Source organism: Nocardia cyriacigeorgica (assembly GCF_010868145.1).
Lineage (GTDB): Bacteria > Actinomycetota > Actinomycetes > Mycobacteriales > Mycobacteriaceae > Nocardia > Nocardia cyriacigeorgica_D.
On record NZ_JAAGUY010000018.1, the window covers coordinates 37,020 to 61,918 of the forward strand.

Sequence of the window (24,899 nt, forward strand, 5' to 3'; positions counted from 1 at the left end):
TTCTGTCAGGTTTTCCGGATAATCTTCAGGGATGCGCGCGAGTCGGTTGGTACAGCTGTTGTTGCTATTGCAGACGCGGGGCCGGTCCACGGCGCCACAGCTGGCGCGCGAACTGGAGGTGTCGGTGCGCACGGTGTACCGCGATATCGAGGCGCTGTCGGCGGCGGGGGTGCCGGTCTATACCGAACCGGGCCGGGCCGGTGGGGTCGAGTTGGTCGACGGCTATCGAACCAGGCTCACCGGCTTGACCAGCGACGAAGCCGACGCGGTGCTACTGGCCGGGCTACCGGGCGCCGCCGCGGACCTGGGTTTGGGCACCGTGCTGGCGACCGCGCAGCTCAAGGTGCTCGCCGCCCTGCCCCCGGAACTGCGCGGGCGAGCCACCCGCATCGCCGACCGTGTCCACATCGACGCCCCCGGTTGGTTCCATCGCCCCGACGAGACCCCGACCCTGGCCACCGTCGCGGATGCGCTCTGGCACGACCGCAGGCTGGCGGTCCGCTACGCCCGTAAGGACCGCACGGTCGAGCGTGCACTGGATCCGCTCGGCCTCGTCTTGAAGGCCGGCACCTGGTATCTGGTGGCACGCGAGGGCAATGCGGTGCGGTCCTATCGGGTCGGCCGGATCGAGTCCGCCGTGCCGAACGGCGAAACCTTCGACCGCCCGCAGGATTTCGATCTGACCGCGCATTGGGCGGATTCCGCGGAGGAATTCGCCCGGTCGATGTTGCGAGTCCGTGCCCGGTGCCGTATCGCCGGCACACACCTCGGCCTGCTGCGGTTGATGAACGATCCGGCGGCCGTCGCCGAGGCGCTGGCCTCGGCGAGACCACCGGACGCTGATGGCTGGGTGGAGCTGACGGTACCGTCCGAATCATGGGACGTGCTGGTGACCGGCTTGCTCCCGCTCGGCGAATCCGCCGAGGTCCTGGACCCGCCCGAATTGCGGGCCCGTTTCGCCGCTACCGCCGCCGGGATGCACGCACTGTATCGCGGAGCCGCCCAGGTCCGACCGCCGCAGCACGACGCCCGGCCTTCCGGATGAGATAGCACAACGTGACCTCGTGCGCGGCGACCGACGACCGTGGCGCCGGGTGATCCGGCACCGCCCCGATCGCGCCGAGCATCTCGCTAGCGCAGTGTGCGGAAGAATTCGCGCACATCGTCGGTGAGCAGGTCCGGCGCTTCCATCGCCGCGAAATGACCGCCGCGGTCGAATTCGTTCCAGCGCACGATGTTGTGCTGCTGTTCGGCGATCGCCCGGATCGACAGATCGCCGGGAAAAATCGCAGCCGCCGTCGGCACACCGGAATTCGGCAGAGCACCGCCCCACGCCTCGCCTTCGCCGTAGAGCCGGATCGACGAGGCAAAGGTGCGGGTGAACCAGTACAGGCTGACATTGGTCAGCAGCGCGTCTCGGCCCACCGCGTCATCGGGCACCTCGATCGCCGGATTCGTCCACCGCTGGAACATGTCCACGATCCACGACAGCAGACCGACCGGCGAATCGTGCAGGGCGATGGCCAGCGTCTGCGGGCGGCCCGCCTGCACCATCGCGTAGCCGAAGCGGGTGTAGCTGTCCTCGCCGGTCAACTTCGCCAGTGTGGCCTGATCTTCCTGGCTGAATTCGGTGGTGCCGGAACCCAAGGACAAGGTTTCACCGACGGCGTTGTCCGCGGCAGCCCGCTGATCACCGCCGCCGGTCTCGCCCGACCACTCGCTGTCACCGCTATCGCCCGACCACTCGTCCCCACCGTCCCACGACGGCATCGTGATCGGTCCGTTCACGTGGATGCCGACCACATGGTCCGTGGCGATCCGACCGAGTTCGGTGGACACGAAATAGCCCGCGTCACCGCCTTGCGCCCCGTACCGGTCGTAGCCGAGCCGATCCATCAGCCGCGCCACCACTTTCGCGTAGTGTTCGGTCGAGCCGTCGCCGTCCTTCGGCCCGACACCGGAGAACGCGAAGCCCGGCAGCGAGGGAACCACCACATGGAAGGCGTCGGCCGGATCCCCGCCATGGGATCGCGGATCGCTCAGCGGCCCGATGACATCAAGGAATTCGGTGAACGTCCCCGGCCAGCCGTGGCTGAGCACCAGCGGCAACGCGCCCGGTTCGGGTGAGCGGACGTGGACGAAATGCACCTGCAGGCCTTCGATCTCGGTGACGAACTGCGGCAGCTCGTTGAGCCGGGCCTCGTGCGCGCGCCAGTCGTATTCGGTGCGCCAGTATTCGGCCAGCGAGCGCAGGTACGACACCGGCATGCCCTTGTCCCAGCCCACGTCGGGACGATCGTCGGGCCACAGGATGTCGGCCAGCCGGGCGTGCAGCTGATCGATGCGCTGCTGCGGGATCTCGATACGGAACGGGTGGATGTCGTATTCGCTCATGACACCGACGATAGGAACAACTTAGGAAAGGATCGTTCCTAAGTATCTGGCATTCTCGACTTCATGCTCGACACGTCGGCGCGACTACTGAAACTGCTGGCCCTGCTGCAAACCCATCGCGACTGGACCGGCTCCGAACTGGCCGAGCGGCTCCAGGTCACCAGTCGCACAGTCCGCCGCGATGTGGACCGGCTGCGTGAGCTCGGCTATCCGGTGCACGCCACCAAGGGCGCGGGCGGCTACCGCCTCGGCGCCGGTGCCGCCCTGCCGCCATTGCTGCTCGACGACGAAGAGGCGGTCGCGGTGGCGGTAGGGCTGCGCAGCGCCGCCGACGGCACGGTCGCAGGCATCGAAGAGGCGTCGCTGCGCGCATTGACCAAGCTCGAGCAGGTACTACCGCCACGCCTGCGCCATCGGGTACGGACGCTGCGCGCGGCCACCGTGCGCATCGGCGCGCCCGCCACCACCGTCGCCCCGGACACCCTGATGGTCATCGCCGAGGCCTGCCGACGGCATGAGCAGTTGCGTTTCGACTACCGCGCCCACGACGGCACCACCAGCATCCGCCGCACCGAACCGCACAGCCTGGTCAATACCGCCCGACGCTGGTATCTGGTCGCCTGGGACATCGACCGCGTGGACTGGCGCACCTTCCGCGTCGACCGACTCACCCCGCGCACCCCGACCGGCCCCCGCTTCGCACCACGCGAACCGCCCGACGGCGACGTCGCGGCTTACGTATCAATGGGTCTGTCGTCCCGGACCTGGAGCCATCGCGCCACTGTCCTGTTGCACGCATCGGCGGCGGTCGCGTCGGCGCGGGTCTGGCCGGGAATGGGCGTGGTCGAGGACGTCGACGGCCGCACCTGCCACCTGCACGTCGGCGCGGACACCCCGGAAGACCTGGTGTGGATGATCACCGCCATCGATCTGGATTTCACGCTGGTCGACGGGCCGGAGGCGCTGGTCGCGGCGCTGCGCGCGCAAGCAGCGAGATGCCTCGGCGCGGTACGGGACCGATAGAACTCCGGGCGAGCGATCATGGACAGGCCCGCGTCCATCGGCGTGACGTCAGCCCGAGTTGCGCAATGCGGTCGCCAGGCCATTCATTGTGAGCAGAATCCCACGCTTGACCAGCTCCGAATCGTCCCCACCACGCAGCCTGCGCAGCAGCTGCACCTGCATCTGATTGAGCGGCTCCAGGTACGGGAAGCGGTTGTGAATGGATTCGGCCAGTGACGGGTTGTCCGACAGCAGTTGGTCGTTGCCGGTAATGGCGGCGTGCATCCGGATGGTGCGGGCGTGCTCCTCGCCGATCATGCCGAAGATCTGCTCCCGCAACGCGGTGTCCTCGACGAGTTCGGCGTAGCGGGCAGCGATTTCGAGATCGCTCTTGGCCATCACCTGCGCCAGATTCGACAGCACGGTGCGGAAGAACGGCCAGCGCCGGTACAGACCGGACAGGGTCGCCAGCCGTTGCGGGTCACCGTCGATCCATTCCTCGAGCGCACTGCCGGTGCCGTACCAGCCGGGCAGCATCACCCGCGCCTGGCTCCACGCCATCACCCACGGAATGGCACGCAGATCGGCGACAGAGTTGGTGGGCTTGCGGGAGGCGGGCCTACTACCGATATTCAGGTCGCCGACCTCGGCGACCGGGGTGGATTCGCGGAAGTATTCGACGAAACCCGGGGTGTCGTGCACCAGCCGGGTGTAGGCGGCGCGGGCGCGGGCGGCCAGATCGTCCATCAGCTGATAGGACGGTTCGGCGTCATCACCGAGGCCTTCCACATCCAGCAGGGTCGACTCGAGCGTCCCGGCGATCAGCGATTCCAGATTGCGGTGCGCCGAACCGGATTCGGCGTATTTGGCAGCGATCACCTCGCCCTGTTCGGTGAGTCGCAGCGAACCATGCACCGCGCCCGCGGGCTGGGCGAGGATGGCGTCGTAGCTGCGGCCGCCGCCGCGGCCGACGGTGCCGCCGCGGCCGTGGAACAACCGCAACCGGATTCCGGTCTTGCGAGCGACCTCCACCAGGTCCAGTTCGGCCCGGTACAGCGCCCAGTTCGCGGCCAGATAGCCGCCGTCCTTGTTCGAATCGGAGTAACCGAGCATCACTTCCTGGCGCATCCCCTTGGCCGCCACCAGCTCCCGGTACACCGGGACCTCCAGCGCCGCGGACAGCGTCGCCGCACCGGCGCCCAGATCCTCGATCGTCTCGAACAACGGCACGATCCCGGCCGCGCATCGGGGCGGACTGTCCGATGCGCCCGGATCCAGCAGCCCGCCCTCCTTCAGCAGCAGCGCCGCCTCGAGCATGTCACTGACCGAGGTGCACATGCTGATGATGTAGTTCGGGATCGCGGGCTCACCGAAGGTGGCGACCACCTCCGCGGCGGCACGGATGATGCCCAGTTCTTTGGTGGCGAGCTCACTCAGCCGCGCGTGCGGGCCGAGCAGCGGGCGCCGGGTACTCAGCTCCGCCGACAGGATCCTGACACGCTCGTGCTCGGGCAGGCTCGCATAGTCCGGGTGCACTCCCGCCCACGCCAGCAGTTCGGCGACGACCTGCTCATGTACCTCTGAGTTCTGGCGCATATCCAGGCCCTGCAGGTGGAAACCAAAGGTTTCGACGGCGTGCCGTAGTGCAGCCAGGCGGTCGTCGGCGAGCAGGCCGTCGCCGGACGCGCGCAGGGACGCGTCGATCGCGTCGAGATCGTCGAGCAGGGATTGGGGGCCGGGGTATGCGGGGGCGGCGCTGACGGATGTTTTCTGCCCGCCTATCTCCGCTGCATCGGCAACCGGCCCACCTCCATGCGCTGGGCCAACGGCCGCGGCGCGCGTCACCGATCCCACCCAGAGGCCGACTCCGGACGCGGGTCCGAGTCCGAGTCCGAGGAGACCGGTCGAGCCGACATCGGTCCCGAGTGCACGTTCCGCGGTGGAGATCAACCGATCCCGAACACGGTGCAGCGCACGGCGGTATGGCTCATCGGCGTGAGTAGCCGGGTCCGCGTATCCCGCCGTTGCCAGTTCGGCGACAGCGTCGCTCACCTGCACCAGGCGCCCCGACTGCGACAGCGTCTTCTCCAGCTCGACCAGCTCGCGCAGGTACCGCCCGAACGCCACGCCCGCCGCCTGCCCGGCCGCAGTACGCACCACCTCGGCGGTGACGAACGGGTTACCGTCGCGGTCGCCGCCGATCCACGAACCCGGCCGCAACATGGGCCGCGGCAGCAGGTCGGCGTCCGGCCAGCGGGACCGCAGCGCCGCGCGCACCTCGGCATTGATCGCCGGGATCACGTCGAACAGAGTGAGCTCGTAGTAGCGCAGCCCCACCGCGATCTCGTCCTGGATCCGCAACCGCGCCAACCGGATCAGCGCGGTCCGCCACAGCGTCAGCACCTGACGGCGGATCTCCAGTTCCAGCGCGGCCCGCTCACGATCGGGATAGTGCTGCCGCCGTCGCATCAGCTCGGTGATCCGGGTTTGCACGTCGAACACCGTGCGCCGCCGGGTTTCGGTGGGATGGGCGGTGATCACCGGCGACACCAGCGCGTCGGTGAGCAGGTCGGCGACCTCGGCGCCGGGCAGCGCCGCTGCGTCGAGCTTGCGGTAGGTCGCCGCCAGCGACGAATCCTGCGGAGGCTCCCCCGCCGCTTCGTGCGCGGCGCGTCGGCGGTCGCGTTGGAGATCCTCGGCCAGATTCGCCAGCAAGACGAAATAGCTGAATGCCCGGATCAGCGGCAACGCCACCGCGATATCCACCGCGTCGAGCATATCGGCGACGGCGCTGCGCCCCACCTCCTCCCGGCGCACCCGGAATGCTTCGATACGAACCCGTTCGATGAGGTCGAACACCTCCGGACCTTCGTGATCACGGATAGTGTCGCCGAGTACGCCACCGAGGAACCGGATGTCCTCGCGTAGCGGCCGGGTCGCGTCCTGCTCGCTCTCGATCCGCGGTTCGGTCATGTCCCGACATTACTGCCGGACGTTGCCGAACATCTGCTCGGTCGTGTGGCGGGTTCGGCGGGTCGAGTAGGTGCCGTGGGTGCTCGCGCGCCCGTCACCGCAGCCCATCGGACGGCGCTCATGCCCGGCGCCGCCGGGGTCCTCAGAGTTCCCGGATGACCCGCGCGGGGTTACCCGCCGCGAACACCCGGGCCGGCAGATCCCGAGTGACGACGCTACCCGCGCCGACCACCGTGTCGTTGCCGACTGTCACGCCCGGGCACACGATCACCCCGCCGCCGAACCACACGTTGTCGCCGATGACGATGGGCGCCGCCGACTCCCATCGCTGCCTGCGCCGTTCGTGGTCCTCCATCGGGTGCAGTGCTGTCAGCAGCTGGCAGCGCGGACCGATCGAGACGTCGTCGCCGATCGTGATGGGCGCGCAATCCAGCAGGATCGCGTCGTAGTTCAGGAAACTGTTGGTGCCGATCTCGATGAGGTAGCCGTAGTCGCACTGGAACCGGGGCATGACCCAGGAACCCTCCCCCAGCTTGCCGAGCAGCTGCCGAAGCACCGCGTCACGCCGATCGGTTTCCTCGGGTCCGGTGCGGTTGAATTCGTCGCAGAGTGCCTGCGCCCGCCGCCGTTCGGCCACCAGTTCGGGATCGTTGTCCCGGTAGAGCTCCCCGGCCAGCATTCGTTGCTTGTGCTCACCCATTCGCCCCACGGTAGCCGGTGGGCGAGCGGGCAGACCCGCACCCGATTCCCTACCCCACCCGGCCGACTCGGGCGAGCGCCCCTTACGGGAGTGGCGCATCCTCTGGACGCCGCGCCGTCATTCGATATCCTGCTGCACGTCGGCTGCGGGCAAAGGTGGCCTGGCACGCATCGGGAGGGCGACATGGTGGACGGGGTGGCATTCGGTCGCTACCGCTTGGGTCGAATCATCGGCGAAGGCGGGATGGGGCGGGTATACGAAGCGTTCGACACGGTGACCGATCGGACGGTCGCGTTGAAGGTGCTGCCCGAAGGCACCGCGAACAACCACGAGTTCCGCGAGCGATTCCGGCGCGAAGCGCATGCCGCGGCGCGGCTGACCGAACCGCATATCGTGCCGATCCATGACTACGGCGAGATCGACGGGCATCTGTTCCTCGACATGCGGTTGATCGATGGTGTCGATCTGAACGCCGTCCTCACCCGCGAGGGCCCGATGCCGCCCGCGCGCGCCGTGCACATCATCGAGCAGGTCGCCGCCGCACTCGACGCCGCGCACGCCGCCGGACTGGTGCACCGCGACGTCAAACCCTCCAACATCCTGCTCGGCGACCGGGACTTCGCCTACCTGATCGACTTCGGAATCGCCCGCAATGACGCCGATACCGCGATGACGAGCGTCGGCACCACCCTCGGCACGTTCGCGTATATGGCGCCGGAACGATTCACTCCCGGCCAACCGTCCGATGCGAGCGCCGACGTGTATTCGCTGGCTTGCGTGCTCTATGAATGTCTCACCGGTACCCGGCCGTTTCCCGGAACCAGCGTGCCGGAACAGATCGCCGCGCATCTCACCAGTGCACCACCACGTCCAAGCCTCGGCCGAGACGGAGCCGCCGTCGCATTCGACGATGTGATCGCCCGTGGCATGGCCAAGCGACCCGACGAGCGATACGCCCGCGCTGGTGAATTCGCGGCCGCAGCCCGGCGCGCACTCGGCGCCACACACCACGATCCGGGCGGCGGGTACCCGGCCAGCGCGAATATCGCCACGGTGGCGGCTCCGGCCCCGTTGTCGGCGCCGGCACCGGGTGTGTCACCGACACCTACGTGGTCGTCGGCTCCGCCCACCGTCCTGGCATCGCACGGGTCGTCGGCACCGGAGCAAGATCGGGACCAGGGCATCGGCGGGCTCGCCGCCGCCTGTCTTGCGGTGGTCTGTGGCTTGGCGCTGCTGCGGCTGGTCGCGGCCGCTTCCAGCTATGACAACCAGCACGCGACCACCTTTGCCGAATACTGGCTGCCGGTCCTGTCGCTGGTGTCGGCCGTTGTGCTGGCGATCGTTGTACTGATCCTGCGTCGACGTTCGCTGGTGATCGCGTATGCGTGCGTGATGTTGGTGGCGTGGCTTCCCATGTCGCTCGGTGACTGGGAATCCGACGTCATCAGGGGAATTGAAGCGTTCGGCGTCAGTCGCGCGCTGGGTCTGATGATCGTTTTCGTGATCCTGGCGGTGCTGATGGGCGGCGGGGCCGCCGCTCACGGTCCTCGGCGGCGCGCTGTAGCTGGACCCGGTGGTCTCGCCGACGGCACGACGCAGTACGCGTCATGGGGTGCACGCTTCGGGGCGGCGCTGCTGGACGGCCTGCCCGCAGGAATGCTCGCGGGTCTCGGCATGGTCATCATGAAGGCGACGAGCACGGCGCCCTCGGCAAGCAATCCCTCCGGCGGGAGTTCCGGGGGCGGTATCGCGGTAATGACGCTGTGTTACGCCGCGGCACTGGCGTACCTGGTCTGGAATGTCGGCTTCCGCCAAGGCACTACCGGCCAGACGTGGGGGAAGAAGATCGTCGGCATCTCGGTGGTCGGGATACACACAGGCCTGCCGCTCGGAGTCGGGACTTCGATCGGACGGCAGCTGGCGCACATCGTCGACGCCCTGCCGTGCTACCTCGGATTCCTGTTCCCGCTCTGGGACGCCACAGCGCAAACCCTCGCCGACAAGATGATCGGCTCGATCGTTGTTCGGGGCGCGATCGCCGACGCGATGCTGCCGCTGGGTGGGCGCGGCACCGATGTCCGGCACGCGCCGCCGAATCATGCTGCCAGCGAGGTCGACCCGCGACTGGCCAGCACCGAGCGTGCCGAGACCCGCTTGCCGGCACCGAGTTCCGGGATTTCTCACACGAACCGGAACCGCCCCGAGATGGTGGCCGGCGCGGCGGTCCTCGCCGTGGTGGCGGTCGTGGGCGTGGCCGTGGCCGTCACGCGGGCCGAGTCGCGATCCGGCGAAGCACGCGTACCCACGATCACCGGCACCATCGTGGTGCCCTCCGGAGCACACGACATCGCCGTGGATCCCATCAACCGCACGGCCTACGTCACCGGCCGCGCGGGCGAACCGGTCTCGGTGATCGACACCGAGACGAACACGATCGTCGGGACGATCCCCGCTGGTCCGGAACCCGGGGGCGTGACGATCGACCCGGGTCGGAACACGCTCTACGTGACCGACCGAGAAGAGCGGACCGTGATAATGATCGACACCGGAACGCGCGACGCCGTCGCCACGATCCCGGTCGGCTACGGCCCGGAGTCGGTGATCATCGACCCCGACTCTCCGACGATCTATGTCATCGGCGGCTCCGACGTGACGGTCGTCGACACCGGCACCCGCACGGTGACCGCCACGATCCCCGTCGATTACTCGACGGGGAAAGCCGCCCTCGATCCGGGCGCCGACACCCTCTATGTGAGTGCGGACCAGGACCTGATGATGATCGACACCACGACCAACGTGGTCACCGGGCACCTGCCCGCCGCCACCTACGAGTCCCCGAATCCCCTCGACCTGGCGGTCGATCCGGCCACCCACACCGTGTATGTGACGGCATACGGCGCGGACACCACTCAGGACCGGACGCTCTCGATCATCGACCCGAGCACTCGCGCGGTACTCGACACCCTCATTGCCGACGGCAATGCACTCGATATCGTCATCGACCCGGGCGACCACACCATATACATCGCCAACTACCACGATGTTCAGGTGATCGATACGCAGAAGCGAACCCAGATCGGCTCGATCGACTTCGTCGGCAGCGCCGATGAGATCACCGTGGACACCACCACGCACACCGTCTACGTGGCCAACGAATCGGAGGTGTTGGTGATGAGCCGCTGACTACGCCGCGAACCTGGTCCGGTACTGCCGCGGTGAGATCCCGACCTCCTGCGTGAACACCGCGCGGAAGGTGACCGGAGATCCGAAGCCGACCTCGAAGGCGATCCGTTCGACCGGATGGTCGGTCGTTTCGAGCAGTTCCCGCGCCGCCGCGATCCGTTCGCTCGCCACCCATCGCATCGGTGTGGTGCCGATGTCTCGCTCGAACCGGCGAGCCAGCGTCCGTGGCGAAACATTGGCTGCCCGGCCGAGTTCGGCGAGGGTGATCGGCCGGCGCAGCTGTCCACCCACCCAGGAACGGAGTTCGTCGAGCCAGGAGGCAGCATCGTCGAGCGGTTCCGCGTACACGTACTGCGCCTGGTCACCATCGCGATGGGCGGCGACAACGAGGTTGCGGGCGATGGTGTTCGCGGCCCGCTCACCATGATCCTGGCGGATCAGGTGCAGACACAGGTCGAGCCCGGCTGCTGAACCTGCGCTGGTGAAGACCCCATCATCCTCGAGGTAGATGGCGCGAGCGTCCACCTCGACCGCCGGGTACATCCGCTGGAGCAGCTGCGCATGCCGCCAATGCGTGGTGGCGCGGCGGCCGTCGAGCAACCCGGCCTCGGCGAGCGCGAAGGCGCCGGTACACAGGGCGGCTATCCGGGCACCGCGTGCGGCGGCCCGGCGCAGTTCCCGCACCAGCGACGCACCGACCGAACGCCCCGGCGGCACGGCCGGAACCAGCACCGTGTCACCGGTCGACAGCGCGCGCAATGGCCGCTGTGGGTGCAGCCGGGCGCCGGTGTGGGTGCGGACGCCGCGCAGGTCACCGCACAGGGTCACGTCGTAGAGCGGTGGCGCGCCCGGATCCCAGTCGTAGCCGAGTGCCTCCAGCGGCATACCGATTTCGAACAACGTCATTCCGTCGACGAGCGGGACCGTGATGGAGGGTCGATGCGGAGAAGCGGCGGGGTCGGCCATGGTGGCAAAATCCAATCACTTTCTGTCGATTCTGCCACTCCCCTCGGCGGCCGTCGACTGCGATCGTTGAGCCATGTCCGCTTCCACATCGCATCCGAACTCCACCAGAATCCGCCGAGTCGGCATCTCCCTCAGGGCCTTCTTCCGCCAGGTCGCCGGGGGTGTGGACGCATCCTCGCGCATCCGGCACGGCATGCCGGTCCCACCCGGCCATCCCGCGCGCGACGGCCGGATGAACTCGCCTAGCTGAGGATGTCCGCCAGCTGGTCGGTCACATCGATCAACCACCTTTCTTCTCCGTGGCGTCGCCCCCACAGCGTGGATTTGACCGCACGGACCTGCGCCCACCGCCTACCCCGAGCACGATCGATCCCCGCGGCGTCGCAGAAGAGGTCGAGCCCACGCAATAGCTCGGAGGCCGCGTCGGGCGCGAACAACAGATGCGCGAAGCGGAGGCTGCGGATCACCGTGAAGGTGTCGTAGGCGGGGTCACCGACGTAGCCCTTCGGGTCGATCGCGAGCCAGGGTTCACGCTCCCCGATCAGCACATTCGAATCGTGTAGGTCGCCGTGGACGAGGGTGTCGGGCTGATCCGGGCCGAGTTCCCGCAAGGTCGCGAGCGCGGCTTCGAGGACATGCGGCGGCAGTGGATTGCCGAATTCCGCAGCGGTGTCCGTTATTTCGTCGATCCACTCGGCGGTGATGTCCGCAAGTCGAGGAAGACCCGCCGGCGCCGGGATCGCCAACCGGCGCGACACCTGCCCGAGTGCGGCCACGGCGGCGTCGAAGTCCTCGATACCGGCGAGCGTGCCGGAACCGGTCCGCTCCAACAGCATCGCGAACCGCTCGTCGTCACCTTCGAACAACCGCACCGCCCCGCGCCCGTCCCAGGCGGCGTACGCGTCGGGCTCGAACACATTGCCCGGGTGCGGAAACGACACCTTCAGCACCAGCGGCGGCAGATCTCGTCGCCGCACCGGAACCACCACGCCCACCCGGCCGTGCATTACCTGCCCGTCCGGCACACACGACCAGCGCCGCATCAATTCATCGACCAGCACCGGTAGCGTGTCGAGCCACTGCCTACCGGATTCCCCTTCTCTGCAGGTAATCTCACGTGCAAAGCCCTCCGGGATGACGATCACCGGGTCGACCCTACGCGGTCCGCGGATCCACGCCACAGTCGACGAGCAGGCCGAAATGCTCCTTTGCGGATGGTCACGGCGATTTCCCAGCAGGTGAGGACCAATTCGCGCGCGTTCTGCTCGGTGAGGTAGTCGCGGAGGCCGCTGACGGTTCGTCGGCGTGCAGAACCCAGATCTGCAAGCATGCTCGGGTCGGCTCAGGTCAGTGTGGTTTTCGACCGGCCTGTTCCCTTGCTCGTTCCCTTGGACAGGTCAGACGATCACGGTTTCGGCGGCTCGATCCAGCTCCCGGACCGGCACAGACTTCGCCCACGGTTGCAGTGTCGCGCGGGTCTCGGCGTAGACCGCACGCAACCGCGGTGAGGTGTTCACCCGCGCCAGGTCGAGGGCCTGGGTAGCAGCGGCGCATGCCCGCTCGATATCGGACGGCGCGATGAGCTTCGCCAAGTGCAGATGTGCGAGCGCCTTGTCTCGGGCGTCGGTGTCGGGCACACGCGCGATCGTCGACTCGATGGTTTCCACAGCCACCTGCGGCTCACCGGCCACCTCCAGCGACTTCGAGCTGAGCAGCCCGGTAAGCCAGCCGGACATGTAGTAGGCATACGAGACGTCCAGCGTGGTGGGCTCTGGATGCTGGCGGAGATCTGCTCGATGACTCGCCAGGCCTCCCGCGTACGCGTATGCCTGAGAGGCTCGCAGGTATCGGTAGTCGACCATCTGGGTGTCGGTGGTTGGCAGGCTCATGGTGGCGTCGGTCAGTGAGACCGCGTCCTGGTAACGGTGTGTCCAGATCCTGGGAGGCGTGACCTGGAATGGGCAGCCGGACCTGGGCATGGTCTAGAAACTCGCCATCGGCCGGCCGATTCAGCTCGCGGCGCCGCCCAGAATCCCGAGTACCTCGTCCGACAGGTAGAACGGTTCCAGCCGCTCCCGGATCAGCCCTGCGAGTATCCCGTTCTTCTTGGCCGATTCGATCACCGCAGGACCGTAACGCAGGATTTCGGTGCTGATGTCCTCGGCGGTGAGGCCGAGTTCGGGCAGCATGGCGCCAAGGGTGTAGTCGCCGTACTTGGTGAAGAAGACCTGGACGCATTCGTCGACGAGTAGGCCGAAGTACTCCTTCTCCCGAGTGGTGATGGCGATCTCGTAGCAGATGAGGACCAGTTCGCGCAGGTCCTGCTGAGTGAGGTAGTCACGAAGGCCGCTGACGGGTTCGTCGGCGTGCAGGTCCCAGAACTCCATGGCGGCGCCGTGGACGGGGGCGTCGCGCAGCATTTCACGGATGGCGTTGTTGGTGCGGCGCAGCGCGAACAGCGCACCCTTGCCCGCCATATCGCCGATGAAGGTGTTGTCAGCGGCCGCCTTCTTGGCGCGATTGGCGGCCGACTGACCCAACGACATCAGTGAGGACACACCCGGGATCTTCTCGGCGCGTTCGCGATTGGCCTGCATGAAATCGTTGATCAGCTTGTCGACGAACTTCGAGGCGACCGTGGCGACCAGCGGGCTTTCGGTCAACCGGTCCAGGATGCGTTCCTGAGCCTGATGCATGGCGAAGATCTTCTCCAGCAGCGCCTCCACCGGCTCCCGCTCGACGACCTGGCCGAGGGTGTAGTCGTGGCTGGCCGCGATGTTGTCGTAGATGGCATCGGCGAAGACGCCGACCATATCGGCGATCACCGGGCTGCCCCCGATGAGGTCGATGACGGTGGACACCGTCTCCTCGGCCTGTTCGATCGACACCACATCACGGAAGACGATGGTGTCGGCGACCTCGAGCACCGCCGCTACATCACGGGCGACAACCTCGGTGAATCGGTCGCCGCTCACCTCGCCGAGCAGGAATTCCACCTGAGCGTCGAGCAGCCGTTCGGCAATGTCGCGCGGCTCGGTCATCTGGTCCACCCATCGTTGTCCGGCACCGGCCAGACCACGGATCGGGTTACTCGTCGTCGTTGTCGCGCAACGATTTCCGGATCTGGTCCAGGCGCTCGCGCGCGGCCTCTTCCCGCGCCTGCCACTGTTCGTCGGCGCTGCGACCCGCCGGGGTCTGCCGATCGAGCTCGCCCATCCCCTGCGCGGTGCCGTAGCGCTGCTCGACTTTATCCCGAACTGACTCAAAAGTAGGTACACCGCCTGCGGAATATCCACCCGTCTCCGGCAAGGCCGCCGAACCCGGTACCGGCGGTACCGAGGATACGGCTCCGACCTGGCCCGATGGCGCGACGATCGGCGCCGAGTCATGCGTCGCATCGAACTCGGTGACAGGAGACACATCAGAATGCTTGTGCACATGACCGGTCTCGGCGGGCATGTTCGCGGCCGCTTCGTGTACGGGGGCCAGCGCTGCCCGGCCCGCGGACGCAGTACGGATCACGGCGAGCAGATCTGCGTCCGACAGCTGGGCCAACCGCTCCGATATCTCGGTGAACTCGCTCATACCGCCAGGCTACTGGCGCCGTTCAGATCGGGCAGACCTCGCGCGCCCACGTCGTCACGGTGTCGATCCACAGCCCACCGGCCAGCGCAATGATGTCGTTATGACCCGCGCCCGGGTACACCACCAGTTTCTTGGGATCCGGCGCCGCCGCATAGAGACGGCGTGCGTGCTCCAACGGCAGCAGTTCGTCCTGGTCACCGTGCATGAGCAGCACCGGCACGCGCAGCTCGGGGATGCGGCGCAGACTCGGGTACGCGTCCGGGATGAGTGGGGCAGGCAGGAACGGATACACCGAGCGCGCGGCCTCGCGCATACCGGTGAAGGTCGACATGAGGATCAGCCCCGCCGGTGGATGCGCGAGCGCGAGTTCGAGCATGACCGCGCCGCCCAGCGATTTCCCCAGGTACAGCACCCGCTCGGGGTCGACGCCCGGCTGCTCGAGCAATATCGCGCGCGCTGCCCGCGCATCGAGCTCGGTGCCGCGTTCGCTCGGGCGCCCGCTACTGCGGCCGTATCCGCGATAGTCGAAGGCGAGCACATCGAAACCCGCCTCGGCCAACAGCGCGAAGATCGGCACCCGGTCCCCGATATTGCCACCGTTGCCGTGCGCGAACAGGACATGCCCCACCGACCGCGGCGCCCGCACCCACCAGCCGTGCAGAGTCTCGCCGTCCGCGGTCGGGATAGAGAGTTCCGCGTAGTCGAGCCCGACCAGCGCCGGCGTCTGCTCGATGCGCCGAGGGTGCGGCTGGAATGCGAGTGCGTTGAGCACAGGAGTCGCGGGGTGTCGCATATCTAGTTCCTACCGCACCTGACGCCACCTCGAACGATGGGTGGCCGAGGGAGTTCGTCGCGTGTCGGCGGCCTCAGCGCGATCACGTCGGCACCTGGGGTCTCGACGCGGCCACGTCGATCGACACTCAGTCGACCCGCATGACCGTCGAATTCCCGCCTCCGGCCGTGTAATTCGCCCCCGCACCCGCGATGACACGAAGCAGGATCTCGCGGAGACGGCCGACCTCGCCGGGGCCGACCACCGCATCGAGGTGACGGTCGAAGTCCTCGACAACCGCGACACCGGCGTCGACCACCGCCCAGCCGCGGGTGGTCAGGCGCACCAGGCGGGCGCGTTTGTCCTGCGGATCGATGTCAACGGTCAGATAGCGGTGCTGCTCGAGGTGCCGAACCAGCTCCCCCATCGCCTGTTTGGTCATGCCCGCACGCTCGGCGAGTACCGTCAGCCGGGTCCCGTCCGGGTCGATCACCTGGAATACCGGCGCGTGTGCGGCGCGAACCTGTTCGAACCCCGCAGCCGCGATACCCGCGTCCAATTCCGCGGCGAGCGCACGCGCAGCCGCGGACAGCAGGTTTCCCAGCGGAGCAGGGCGATCACGCAACGGATTGGTAACGCGTTTGACCATTTCTTCCTTCGGTCGGCACCGTGCGGGCCTCGCTGCGGTCCCCAGTGCGAGCGCGGGTCAGCCGCGCAACACCGCGCCGACAGCGTCGGAGGCGGCCGAAACAGCCGCATCGCGCGCCGCACTCGCCTCGTCTTCGGTCAGCGTGCGATCCGGAGCCCGGAAGCGCAGCGCGTAGGTGAGGGACTTGCGGCCCTCACCGGCCTGGGTGCCCTCGTACACGTCGAACAGCGCGATGTCCTCGAGTAGTTCACCGCCACCGGTACGCAGAGCGGACTCCACCTGCGCGGCCGCGACGGTCTTCTCCACGCTGACCGAGACGTCCTGTAGCACCGCAGGGAACGGCGAGACCACCGGCACCGGACGATCCTCCCGCAACGGCAGCGCATCCAGATTCAGCTCGACGGCACAGGTGCGCGGCGGCAGCCCGGAACGTTCCAGCACCGCCGGATGCAGTTCACCGGCATGACCGACCACGACACCCTCGACAACCAGCTCAGCGCAGCGACCCGGATGCCACGGCAGATAGGCACCGGCCCGGCGCTCGATGACCACGCCCGCCGCATCGGCGACGGCATCGGCCAGCGCGAACGCATCGGCGGCCTCGGCCGGACGGCCATCGCCCCACGGGCCACGCGGCTCACGGCGCCCGCTCAGCACGGCCGCGACGTGAACCGGCTGCTCGGGCAGTGATGCCAGCAGCTCCGCCACCTCGTCGGCGGTGGGGCGCCGATCGACCGGCAGCGGATCGACCGAACGAGTGTCCGGCCCCGGCAGCACGACCTGCGCGACGCCGTAGATGGCCAGATCCTTCGCGCCACGGGAGATGTTTCGCGCGGCGACCTCGAGCACACCGGGCAGCAGCGTCGTAGCCAGCTCCGGCCGCTCGACGTCGAGCGGGTTGAGGACCCGTGTGGTGGTGCGGCGCGGGTCGTCGGCGTCCAGGCCCCAGATGTCGAAGACGCCCGTCGGCAGGAACACCGGCGGCGGCACCTCGGCACAGCCCGCGAACGCCAGCGCCCGGCTCACCGCACGATGACGCCGCTGGGTGGGAGTGAGGCCACGTCCGGCGGGTGCGGTGGGCAGTACCGACGGGATCTGCTCGAGCCCCTCCAGCCGCAGCACCTCCTCCACCAGGTCGGCGGGCTGGGCCAGATCCGGCCGCCAGCTCGGCGGGGTGACCACGAGCTGTCCGTGACCGGTCTCGGGGACGTCGACCTCGACGGTGCAACCGATCTGGGCCAGCCTGCGCGCGGAGGTGCCGGTCGGGTAGATCACGCCCGCCACCCGGTCGGCCAGGTCGATGTCCATGTGGATCGGCTCGGTCGCGGGCAGCGGCACCCGTACGTCGGTGAGCGCGGATTCGATGGTGCCACCGGCGATTTCGGCAAGCAGCGTGGCGGCGCGGTCGAGCGCGGCGACATTGATCTCCGGATCGACCACACGCTCGTACCGCTTGCTCGCCTCCGACACCAGCTTGTGCCTGCGCGCGGTCCGATAGACCAGCAGCGGATTCCAGGTCGCGGCCTCGAGCACGATATCGGTGCTCTCCGCGGAGACCTCGGTGCTGGCGCCGCCCATCACACCGGCCAGCGAAACCACACCGGAATCGTCGGCGATCACCACATCTTCGGCGTCGAGCACGCGCTCGGTCTCGTCGAGGGTGCGCAGGGTCTCCCCCGCATTCGCCGGGCGCACCACCAAGCCGCCGCTCAGCTTGGCGGCGTCGAAAGCGTGCAGCGGCTGGCCGAGTTCGAGCATCACGTAGTTGGTGACGTCGACCGCGGGCGAGATCGGACGCACCCCCGACAGCAGCAGCCTGCGCTGCAGCCACCACGGGCTCACGGCGTTCGGATCGATGCCGGTGACCCGGCGCACCGCGAAACGGGTGCACTGCGAGGCGGGCTCGAGCCGCACCGGCCAGGCGTCGGCCTCGTCGTCGGGCAGTGTGCGCACCGCCGGATCGGCGTATTCGAGATCGAAACCGCAGGCCAGCTCACGCGCCAGTCCGCGCACCGAGAAGCAGTAGCCGCGGTCGGGGGTGATGTTGAGTTCGATGACGGTGTCATCGAGGCCGAGGAGCTCATTGGCGTCGGCGCCGGGCTCGGCGGTACCGGGCTCGAGCACCAGGATGCCGGAGTGGTCCTTGCCGATACCGAGTTCGGCGACCGAGCAGATCATGCCGTGCGAGACATGGCCGTAGGTCTTGCGCGAGGCGATCGCGAAACCACCGGGCAGCACACCACCGGGCAGCACGACGACCACCAGATCGCCGACCTCGAAGTTGCGTGCACCGCAGACGATTTCCTGCGGCTCGGGGTTGCCGACATCGACCTTGCAGAAGCGGATCGGCTTCTTGAACTCGGTCAGCTCGGTGATCTCCAGGACCCGGCCGACTACCAGCGGCTTGTCGATATCACCGCCGACCCGCTCCAGCGTGTCGACCTCCTCGACCTCGAGCCCGACCCGGACGAAGCCGGCGTCGAGTTCCTCGGGCGTCACCGACCACTCGGGGGCGGTGCGCGCGATGATGTCGGTCAGCCAGGACTGCGCTACTCGCACTTGACGTTTCGCTCTCTCGATCGAAGGTGGTCAGGACCGGATACCGAAGGGCAGCGTGAAACGCACGTCGCCCTCGACGATGTCGCGCATATCCGGAATACCGTTGCGGAACTGCAGGGTCCGCTCCAGGCCCATGCCGAACGCGAAACCGCTGTACACCTCGGGGTCGATACCGCTGGCGATGAGCACCTTGGGGTTGACCATGCCGCAGCCGCCCCATTCGACCCAGCCCGCGCCGCCCTTCTTGTCCGGGAACCACACGTCGACCTCGGCGGACGGTTCGGTGAAGGGGAAGTAGTTGGGACGCATGCGGGTTCGCGTCTCCGGACCGAACAGAGCGCGCGCGAACGCGTCCAGGGTGCCGCGCAGGTGCGCCATGGTCAGGCCCTTGTCCACCGCCAAACCCTCGACCTGCGAGAAGACCGGGGTGTGGGTGGCGTCGAGCTCATCGGTGCGGAAGGTGCGGCCCGGGCATACGACGTAGATCGGTAGTTCGCGTTCCAGCATCGAGCGCACCTGCACCGGCGAGGTGTGGGTACGCAGCACCTGCCGCGAGCCTTCCGGTGCGATGTGGAAGGTGTCCTGCATGGTGCGCGCCGGATGGTCGGGCAAGAAGTTGAGCGCGTCGAAGTTGAAGTGCTCGGTCTCCACCTCGGGGCCCTCGGCGACCTCCCAGCCCATCGCGACGAACACGTCGGCGACCTGCTCGGAGATGACGCTGATCGGATGCCGGGCGCCGACCGGCTGACGGCGTGCGGGCAGGGTGACATCGATGCTCTCGGCCACCAGCACCGCGGCGTCGCGTTCGGCGAGCAGTGCCGCGCGCCGCGCCTCGAACGCCTCCGAGACCCGCGTGCGCGCCACATTGACCCGCTTACCGGCGTCGGCCTTCTCCGTCTTGGGCAGCGCACCGAGGCCGCGCTGGGCCAGCGCGATGGGCGACTTGCCGCCGATGTGCTCGGTCTTGGCGACCGCGAGCGCATCCAGGTCGGCGGCCGCCGCGAACGCCTTCTCGGCCGCCGCCGCGGCCGCGGCCAATGCCTCCTCGGTCAGCGAGGCGTTCTGCTCGACTGCGCTCTTGTCGTCGCCCACGATCGTTCGTCTCTCCCCTGGGGATCGGTTCTCCGGGTGCGGACCATTCCTTACCCACATTGCTGCTGGTCGAATCGTATGCGATGCGTATCGAGCGATTCATCCGGATTACCCCGCCCGGGCCGCGTGTCCTGTGCTAGCGCAGCTCGAGCGCTGGTCGCCGCGCCCGCCCGGTCGACATATGTGGTTCAGCGGACTCGCGACCCGCTCCGACTATCAGCACGGCGGCCCGGTGGCCGTCGCAGACCACCGGGCGGGTGCGGGCCGGGGTCAGGAGGTGCCGACGGAGGCTTCGTCCACCGGCTCGATCTTCCGCGGCAGCCGCAGGGACACCAGTGCGCCGACCGCGACGACGGCGGCGCCGACCCACACCGCGGGGACCAGTCCGTCGACATAGCTCTGCGGGTCGGTATAGGAGCCGTGGGAGGCGAAGACCGAGGCCAGGATGGCGATGCCCATGGCGACACCCACCTCGCGGAGGGTGTTGTTGGTGCCGGAGGCCATGGCGCGGTCGTCGGGGGCGGCGCTGCCCATGACGACGGTGGCACTGGGCGCGAAGGTGAGACCCATACCGACGCCGCCGAGCAGCATGGCCCCGATGAACGAGCTGTACGGGGCATCGACTGTGCTCACCGCCGCCATCCAGATCAGCGAGGCGACCAGCATGGCCTGCCCGGTCGACAGCACCGCCCGGGCACCGACGCGGTTGACGATCAGCCCGGCCAGCGGCGCCACCACCATCGGCGCGGCGGTCCAGGGCAGGGTCCGCAGACCCGATTCGAGCGGGCTGTAACCCTGCACCACCTGGAAATACTGCGAGATGAGGAAGATCGACCCGAACACACCGACCGCGAAGGTGAAGCTTGTGGTGTTACTCACCCGGAACGCCCGGGAGCGGAACAGTCGCAGCGGCAGCATCGGATCGGGCGTACGCAGTTCCCAGGCGATCAGGGCGGCCAGCAGTGCCGTTCCGCCGATCAGCGTCGCAAGCACCGGGCCGGAGGTCCAGCCGTCCTCCGCGCCGTGCATCACACCCCAGACGATCGACAGCACCCCGCCCGCCGACAGCAGCAGCCCCGGAAGGTCGAGCCGGCGGCTGCCGCCGAACGATTCGTCGAGCATGCGCGCTGCGAACGGCAGCGCCAGAATTCCGATCGGCACGTTCAGCCAGAAGATCCACTGCCAGCTGAATCCGTCGACCACCGCGCCGCCGACCACCGGCCCGACCGCGATCCCCATCCCGGAGATGCCGCCCCAGATACCGATGGCGGCGTTGCGCATGCGCTCCGGCACCGCGCTCGACAGCAGAGTGAGCGAGAGCGGCATGACCGCCGCGCCACCGAAGCCCTGGAGCGCACGGGCGGCGATGAGCATCCATGGCTCGGTGGCCATCGCGCATGCCGCCGACGCCACGGTGAACAGCGCGATACCGGCGAGGAAGACCCGGCGGCGGCCCAGCCGGTCGCCGAGCGCCGACGCGGTGAGCAGCAGCGAGGCGAACGACAGTGTGTAGGCGTTGACGAACCATTGCAGATCGGTGAGTGAGGCGCCCAGTTCGGTCCGGATGACCGGCAGCGCATTGGTCACCACCAGGTTGTCCAGCGTCACCATGAACATCGGAATGCCGACGGCGGCCAGCACGGCGGCCAGCGGCCGGCTACCCGGCGGACGGATGGTGGTCGATTGCGACGCGGTGGGCGCCGCGGTGAGTGTCTCGGTCATATCCAGCCCTTGTTGTAATTGACTGATAACTAATGCCGAGAAGAGTATGCATCGACTGATAACATGTCAACCGATGGCGGCGCCGAGACGAATCAGGAGCATCTGTGACGACCAAGACCCGGATGAGCGCGAGCGAACGCGGCGAGCAGGTACTGGCGGCGGCGATCGAAGCTTTCGCCGAAACTGGTTACGCGGCAACGAAAACCGATGACATCGCCCGTCGGGCCGGCGTCTCCCAGCCGTATGTGATCCGACTGTTCGGCACCAAGCAGCAGCTGTTCTTGGCCGCGCTGAATCGGGTGTGCGATCGCATCGAGACGGTCTTTCGCGAGGCGGCAGCGGATGCACCCAACCCGACGGTGGCAACGCTCGGCCACGGATACAAGGTCTTCCTCGCCGATCGCGCACTGCTCCAGCTGCTCCTGCATGGTTTCGCCGCCAGCGCCGACCCGGTGATCGGCGAACAGACCCGGGCCCGCTATGGGCAGATCTACGCCCTGGCCGGTGAACTCACCGGCGCGACGACCACGGAGCTGCGGCGCTTCATGTCGACCGGCATGCTGCTGACGGTCATGACGTCGATGCAGGTAGTCGGCCCGAATGCGGTGCCGACGGTGTGGGCGGAGGACATCCTGTGTGATCTGGAGGAGTCCGGGGACTGAGTAGCACCCGCCCATCGATCGACCGGTGGGCGGACTCAGCGGCCGCGGTAACGCACCCGCGAATTGGCGTACAGGCAGATCGACGCGGCGGTTGCCAAGTTGAGGCTTTCGGCGCGACCGCGGATGGGGATGCGCACGCGGTGATCGGCGCGGGCGGCGACGGCGGGATCGAGGCCGTGGGCTTCGTTGCCGAACAGCCAGGCAACCGGGCCGGTGAACAGTTCATCGGCGTCATCGAGGTCGACCTCACCGTTCGCGGCGGTCGCGAGGATGGTGATGCCGGCGGCGGCGATGTCGTCCAGAGTCGCGCCGACTTCGCGGCTGCGGGCGAACGGCACATGGAACAGGCTGCCTGCGGCGGCACGAACGGTTTTGCCGTTATGCGGATCAACGGAGTCACCGGCCAGGATCACTCCGTCACCGCCGACGGAATCGACGACACGGATGAGGGTGCCCGCGTTTCCCGGGTCAGCCATTTCTATCGGTACGGCCAGAATCCGCGGCGAAGCATGCAGGATCGCTGCCGGTTCGACGTCGAGCGTCTCACAGACCGCGACGAGCCCAGGCGGCGTCACGGTCTCCCCCAACGCCTGCGCCGCGCGATCGCTCACGAGGGTGGTGCGCACCCCCTTGGCGGCCGCGCCGGCGACGAGTTCGTGCTCACGGGTCGCCCCGGCAGCCGAGTAGAACAGCTCACGCACCCGCCCGGCATCCAGCGCCGCGGTCACCGAGTTGGCGCCTTCGGCCAGGAACTGCCCGGCCTTGCGCCGATGTGCCGCGCGATGGAGCTTGACAGCGGAAACGACCCGCGGATTGCGCTCACTGAGCGCGTCCACGGGTCGTTCCGAAAGGTTTCCGCGAGTCACGGCACCCGGCTCAGGCGGCCGGGGCGTTGACGTCCTGCGGCAGCGCGGCCTTGGCGATCGCGACGAGACCGGCGAAGGCCTCGGCGTCGGAGACGGCCAGCTCGGCGAGGTTCTTGCGGTCGACCTCGACACCGGCAGCCTTCAGGCCCTGGATGAAGCGGTTGTAGGTGATGTCGTTGAGGCGCGCCGCAGCGTTGATGCGGGCGATCCACAGCTTGCGGAAGTCACCCTTGCGCGCCCGGCGGTCCCGGTAGGCGTAGGTGAGCGAGTGCAGCTGCTGTTCCTTGGCCTTGCGGTACAGCCGCGAGCGCTGGCCGCGGTAGCCCTTGGAGGCCTCGAGGATGGAACGGCGCTTCTTCTGAGCGTTGACGGCCCTTTTGACGCGTGCCACTGGTCAGTCCTGTTCGATCGGGGGGCGCGTACGGCGCCCGGGTGTGGTCAGGTTGTCGGCGTCCGTATGCGGAGCGCGAGCGTGCCTACTGCGGCGGGTATCAGATACCGAGCAGCTTCTTCACGCGACGGACATCGGCGGGCGCGACGACCTCGGTGCCGTCCAGACGACGAGTGCGGCGGGTGGGCTTGTGCTCGAGCAAGTGACGACGGTTCGCCTGCTGACGCAGCAGCTTGCCCTTGCCGGACACCTTGAATCGCTTCGAGGCGCCGCTATGGCTCTTCATCTTCGGCATGGATTCCTCAATCTGTCTCGTGCCCGCGGTCGCGCGTGGACCGCCGACGTTCTGATCGGTATTACTGCGGGCCGGCCTGCTCGGCCTGCTCCGCTTGCGCCGGGGCGCTCGGCTGCGGCCGGGCGGGGGCGGCCGAGTCCTGCTGCGCCTTGGCGCGCGTCTTCGCGCCCTTGTGCGGCGCCAGGACCATGGTCATGTTCCGGCCGTCCTGCTTGGCCGAGGTCTCGACGAAACCCAACTCCGCGACGTCGGAGGCCAGTCGCTGCAGCAACCGGAAACCGAGCTCGGGCCTGGACTGTTCGCGACCCCGGAACATGATCGTGACCTTGACCTTGGACCCGGCTTCGAGGAAGCGAACGACGTTGCGCTTCTTGGTCTCGTAGTCGTGGTCGTCGATCTTGGGACGGAGCTTCTGCTCCTTGATGACGGTCTGGACCTGGTTCTTACGGGACTCGCGTGCTTTCTGCGCGGTCTCGTATTTGAACTTGCCGTAGTCCATGATCTTGCAGACCGGCGGTCTGGCATCCGGGGCCACCTCGACCAGGTCGAGGTCGGCTTCGAGAGCGACGCGTAGTGCATCTTCAACACGCACGATCCCAACCTGTTCACCGCCGGGTCCGATGAGGCGGACTTCGGGAACGCGGATGCGATCGTTGATGCGGGTCTCAGTGCTGATGGGGCCTCCTAGGTCAAGCGGTGTCGTCGGACGACCGCATGCAATAACTGCAACCCCTTGTTCAACACAAAGGCCCCGTCGCGGTATTTCACCGCTCCAGGGCCCGAGGTCGACCGATCACCGCAGGTGATGACGCCTGCGATCTCGCATCCAGCTGAACTCGATGCGAGAACCCGGCCCCGAGGGGCGGGCGACCGGACCGTTGTCCCGTACGAATACTCGTCGGCAACGGTGGGAGTCGGGCTCCACTTATCTGCCCCGGACATTGTCGTGCAGGTCCCGTTCCCGGAACACACACCACCCAGGGCGGTCGTCGCAGAACAGCGTAGCAGCTGCGCCGCCGGGAACCGAATCGGGACGACGACCCCGCCCACCGGGGCGAAATCGGTTGCTCCTGCGAATGCCGCATGCC

At 67.9% G+C, this 24,899-nt stretch carries 21 protein-coding genes; 4 read left to right on the forward strand and 17 right to left on the reverse strand.

Annotated features, from left to right (window positions below):
• The first annotated feature begins 31 nt into the window (after window positions 1-31).
• The gene (locus GV792_RS19900; RefSeq protein ID WP_163825711.1) at window positions 32-1,045 is read left to right on the forward strand and encodes a helix-turn-helix transcriptional regulator; all 1,014 of its coding nucleotides are present in this window, start codon (window positions 32-34) and stop codon (window positions 1,043-1,045) included.
• An 86-nt stretch (window positions 1,046-1,131) separates the two neighbouring features.
• On the opposite strand, the gene GV792_RS19905 is transcribed toward GV792_RS19900, so the two are convergent.
• A complete protein-coding gene (locus GV792_RS19905; RefSeq protein ID WP_163825713.1) occupies window positions 1,132-2,394 on the reverse strand; it encodes an epoxide hydrolase family protein in 1,263 nt (420 codons plus the stop codon).
• 63 nt (window positions 2,395-2,457) lie between these two features.
• Here GV792_RS19905 and GV792_RS19910 point away from each other — a divergent pair, with 63 nt between their 5' ends.
• The gene (locus GV792_RS19910; protein ID WP_163825715.1) at window positions 2,458-3,417 is read left to right on the forward strand and encodes a helix-turn-helix transcriptional regulator; all 960 of its coding nucleotides are present in this window, start codon (window positions 2,458-2,460) and stop codon (window positions 3,415-3,417) included.
• A gap of 48 nt (window positions 3,418-3,465) precedes the next feature.
• Here the strand turns inward: GV792_RS19910 and ppc are convergent, their stop codons facing one another.
• Complete coding sequence (gene ppc, locus GV792_RS19915; protein WP_163825717.1) at window positions 3,466-6,369, reverse strand: phosphoenolpyruvate carboxylase; 2,904 nt, start codon at window positions 6,367-6,369, stop codon at window positions 3,466-3,468.
• Between the two features lie 142 nt (window positions 6,370-6,511).
• On the reverse strand, window positions 6,512-7,069 hold the full coding sequence (locus GV792_RS19920) for a sugar O-acetyltransferase (RefSeq protein WP_163825719.1): 558 nt from the start codon (window positions 7,067-7,069) through the stop codon (window positions 6,512-6,514).
• Window positions 7,070-7,159: 90 nt separating this feature from the next.
• On the opposite strand from GV792_RS19920, the gene GV792_RS30375 reads away from it, so the two are divergent.
• The gene (locus tag GV792_RS30375) at window positions 7,160-10,252 is read left to right on the forward strand and encodes a protein kinase domain-containing protein (protein WP_163825721.1); all 3,093 of its coding nucleotides are present in this window, start codon (window positions 7,160-7,162) and stop codon (window positions 10,250-10,252) included.
• Here GV792_RS30375 and GV792_RS19930 read toward each other — a convergent pair whose 3' ends face one another.
• The 10 genes from GV792_RS19930 to GV792_RS19975 form a co-directional block, all read right to left on the reverse strand.
• A complete protein-coding gene (locus GV792_RS19930) occupies window positions 10,253-11,218 on the reverse strand; it encodes a GlxA family transcriptional regulator (RefSeq protein WP_163825723.1) in 966 nt (321 codons plus the stop codon). It abuts the gene before it with no gap.
• Window positions 11,219-11,460: 242 nt separating this feature from the next.
• Window positions 11,461-12,363: an aminoglycoside phosphotransferase family protein gene (locus GV792_RS19935; RefSeq protein ID WP_163825726.1), complete on the reverse strand. Its 903-nt coding sequence runs from the start codon at window positions 12,361-12,363 to the stop codon at window positions 11,461-11,463.
• 252 nt (window positions 12,364-12,615) lie between these two features.
• Complete coding sequence (locus tag GV792_RS19940) at window positions 12,616-13,107, reverse strand: hypothetical protein (protein ID WP_163825728.1); 492 nt, start codon at window positions 13,105-13,107, stop codon at window positions 12,616-12,618.
• 120 nt (window positions 13,108-13,227) lie between these two features.
• On the reverse strand, window positions 13,228-14,259 hold the full coding sequence (locus tag GV792_RS19945; protein ID WP_163825730.1) for a hypothetical protein: 1,032 nt from the start codon (window positions 14,257-14,259) through the stop codon (window positions 13,228-13,230).
• Window positions 14,260-14,305: 46 nt separating this feature from the next.
• Window positions 14,306-14,803, reverse strand: coding sequence for a hypothetical protein (locus tag GV792_RS29110; protein ID WP_175583052.1), 498 nt, complete (start codon window positions 14,801-14,803; stop codon window positions 14,306-14,308).
• Window positions 14,804-14,825: 22 nt separating this feature from the next.
• Entirely contained in the window at window positions 14,826-15,596 is a 771-nt protein-coding gene (locus tag GV792_RS19955; RefSeq protein ID WP_163825732.1) for an alpha/beta hydrolase, read from the reverse strand.
• 127 nt (window positions 15,597-15,723) lie between these two features.
• Window positions 15,724-16,224: a MarR family winged helix-turn-helix transcriptional regulator gene (locus tag GV792_RS19960; protein WP_163825733.1), complete on the reverse strand. Its 501-nt coding sequence runs from the start codon at window positions 16,222-16,224 to the stop codon at window positions 15,724-15,726.
• A gap of 57 nt (window positions 16,225-16,281) precedes the next feature.
• A complete protein-coding gene (pheT, locus tag GV792_RS19965; protein ID WP_163825735.1) occupies window positions 16,282-18,783 on the reverse strand; it encodes a phenylalanine--tRNA ligase subunit beta in 2,502 nt (833 codons plus the stop codon).
• Window positions 18,784-18,813: 30 nt separating this feature from the next.
• Window positions 18,814-19,875 (reverse strand): phenylalanine--tRNA ligase subunit alpha, encoded by a 1,062-nt coding sequence (pheS, locus tag GV792_RS19970; RefSeq protein ID WP_163825737.1) that lies wholly within the window; start codon window positions 19,873-19,875, stop codon window positions 18,814-18,816.
• A gap of 270 nt (window positions 19,876-20,145) precedes the next feature.
• Entirely contained in the window at window positions 20,146-21,597 is a 1,452-nt protein-coding gene (locus GV792_RS19975) for an MFS transporter (RefSeq protein ID WP_163825739.1), read from the reverse strand.
• A gap of 104 nt (window positions 21,598-21,701) precedes the next feature.
• Here GV792_RS19975 and GV792_RS19980 point away from each other — a divergent pair, with 104 nt between their 5' ends.
• On the forward strand, window positions 21,702-22,259 hold the full coding sequence (locus GV792_RS19980; RefSeq protein WP_309138555.1) for a TetR/AcrR family transcriptional regulator: 558 nt from the start codon (window positions 21,702-21,704) through the stop codon (window positions 22,257-22,259).
• 35 nt (window positions 22,260-22,294) lie between these two features.
• Here the strand turns inward: GV792_RS19980 and GV792_RS19985 are convergent, their stop codons facing one another.
• The 4 genes from GV792_RS19985 to infC form a co-directional block, all read right to left on the reverse strand.
• A complete protein-coding gene (locus GV792_RS19985) occupies window positions 22,295-23,095 on the reverse strand; it encodes a TrmH family RNA methyltransferase (RefSeq protein ID WP_163825741.1) in 801 nt (266 codons plus the stop codon).
• A 40-nt stretch (window positions 23,096-23,135) separates the two neighbouring features.
• The gene (gene rplT, locus GV792_RS19990) at window positions 23,136-23,516 is read right to left on the reverse strand and encodes a 50S ribosomal protein L20 (RefSeq protein ID WP_011208447.1); all 381 of its coding nucleotides are present in this window, start codon (window positions 23,514-23,516) and stop codon (window positions 23,136-23,138) included.
• A gap of 100 nt (window positions 23,517-23,616) precedes the next feature.
• A complete protein-coding gene (gene rpmI / locus GV792_RS19995; protein ID WP_163825742.1) occupies window positions 23,617-23,811 on the reverse strand; it encodes a 50S ribosomal protein L35 in 195 nt (64 codons plus the stop codon).
• A 61-nt stretch (window positions 23,812-23,872) separates the two neighbouring features.
• On the reverse strand, window positions 23,873-24,532 hold the full coding sequence (gene infC, locus GV792_RS20000) for a translation initiation factor IF-3 (RefSeq protein WP_163825827.1): 660 nt from the start codon (window positions 24,530-24,532) through the stop codon (window positions 23,873-23,875).
• Window positions 24,533-24,899: the final 367 nt, after the last annotated feature.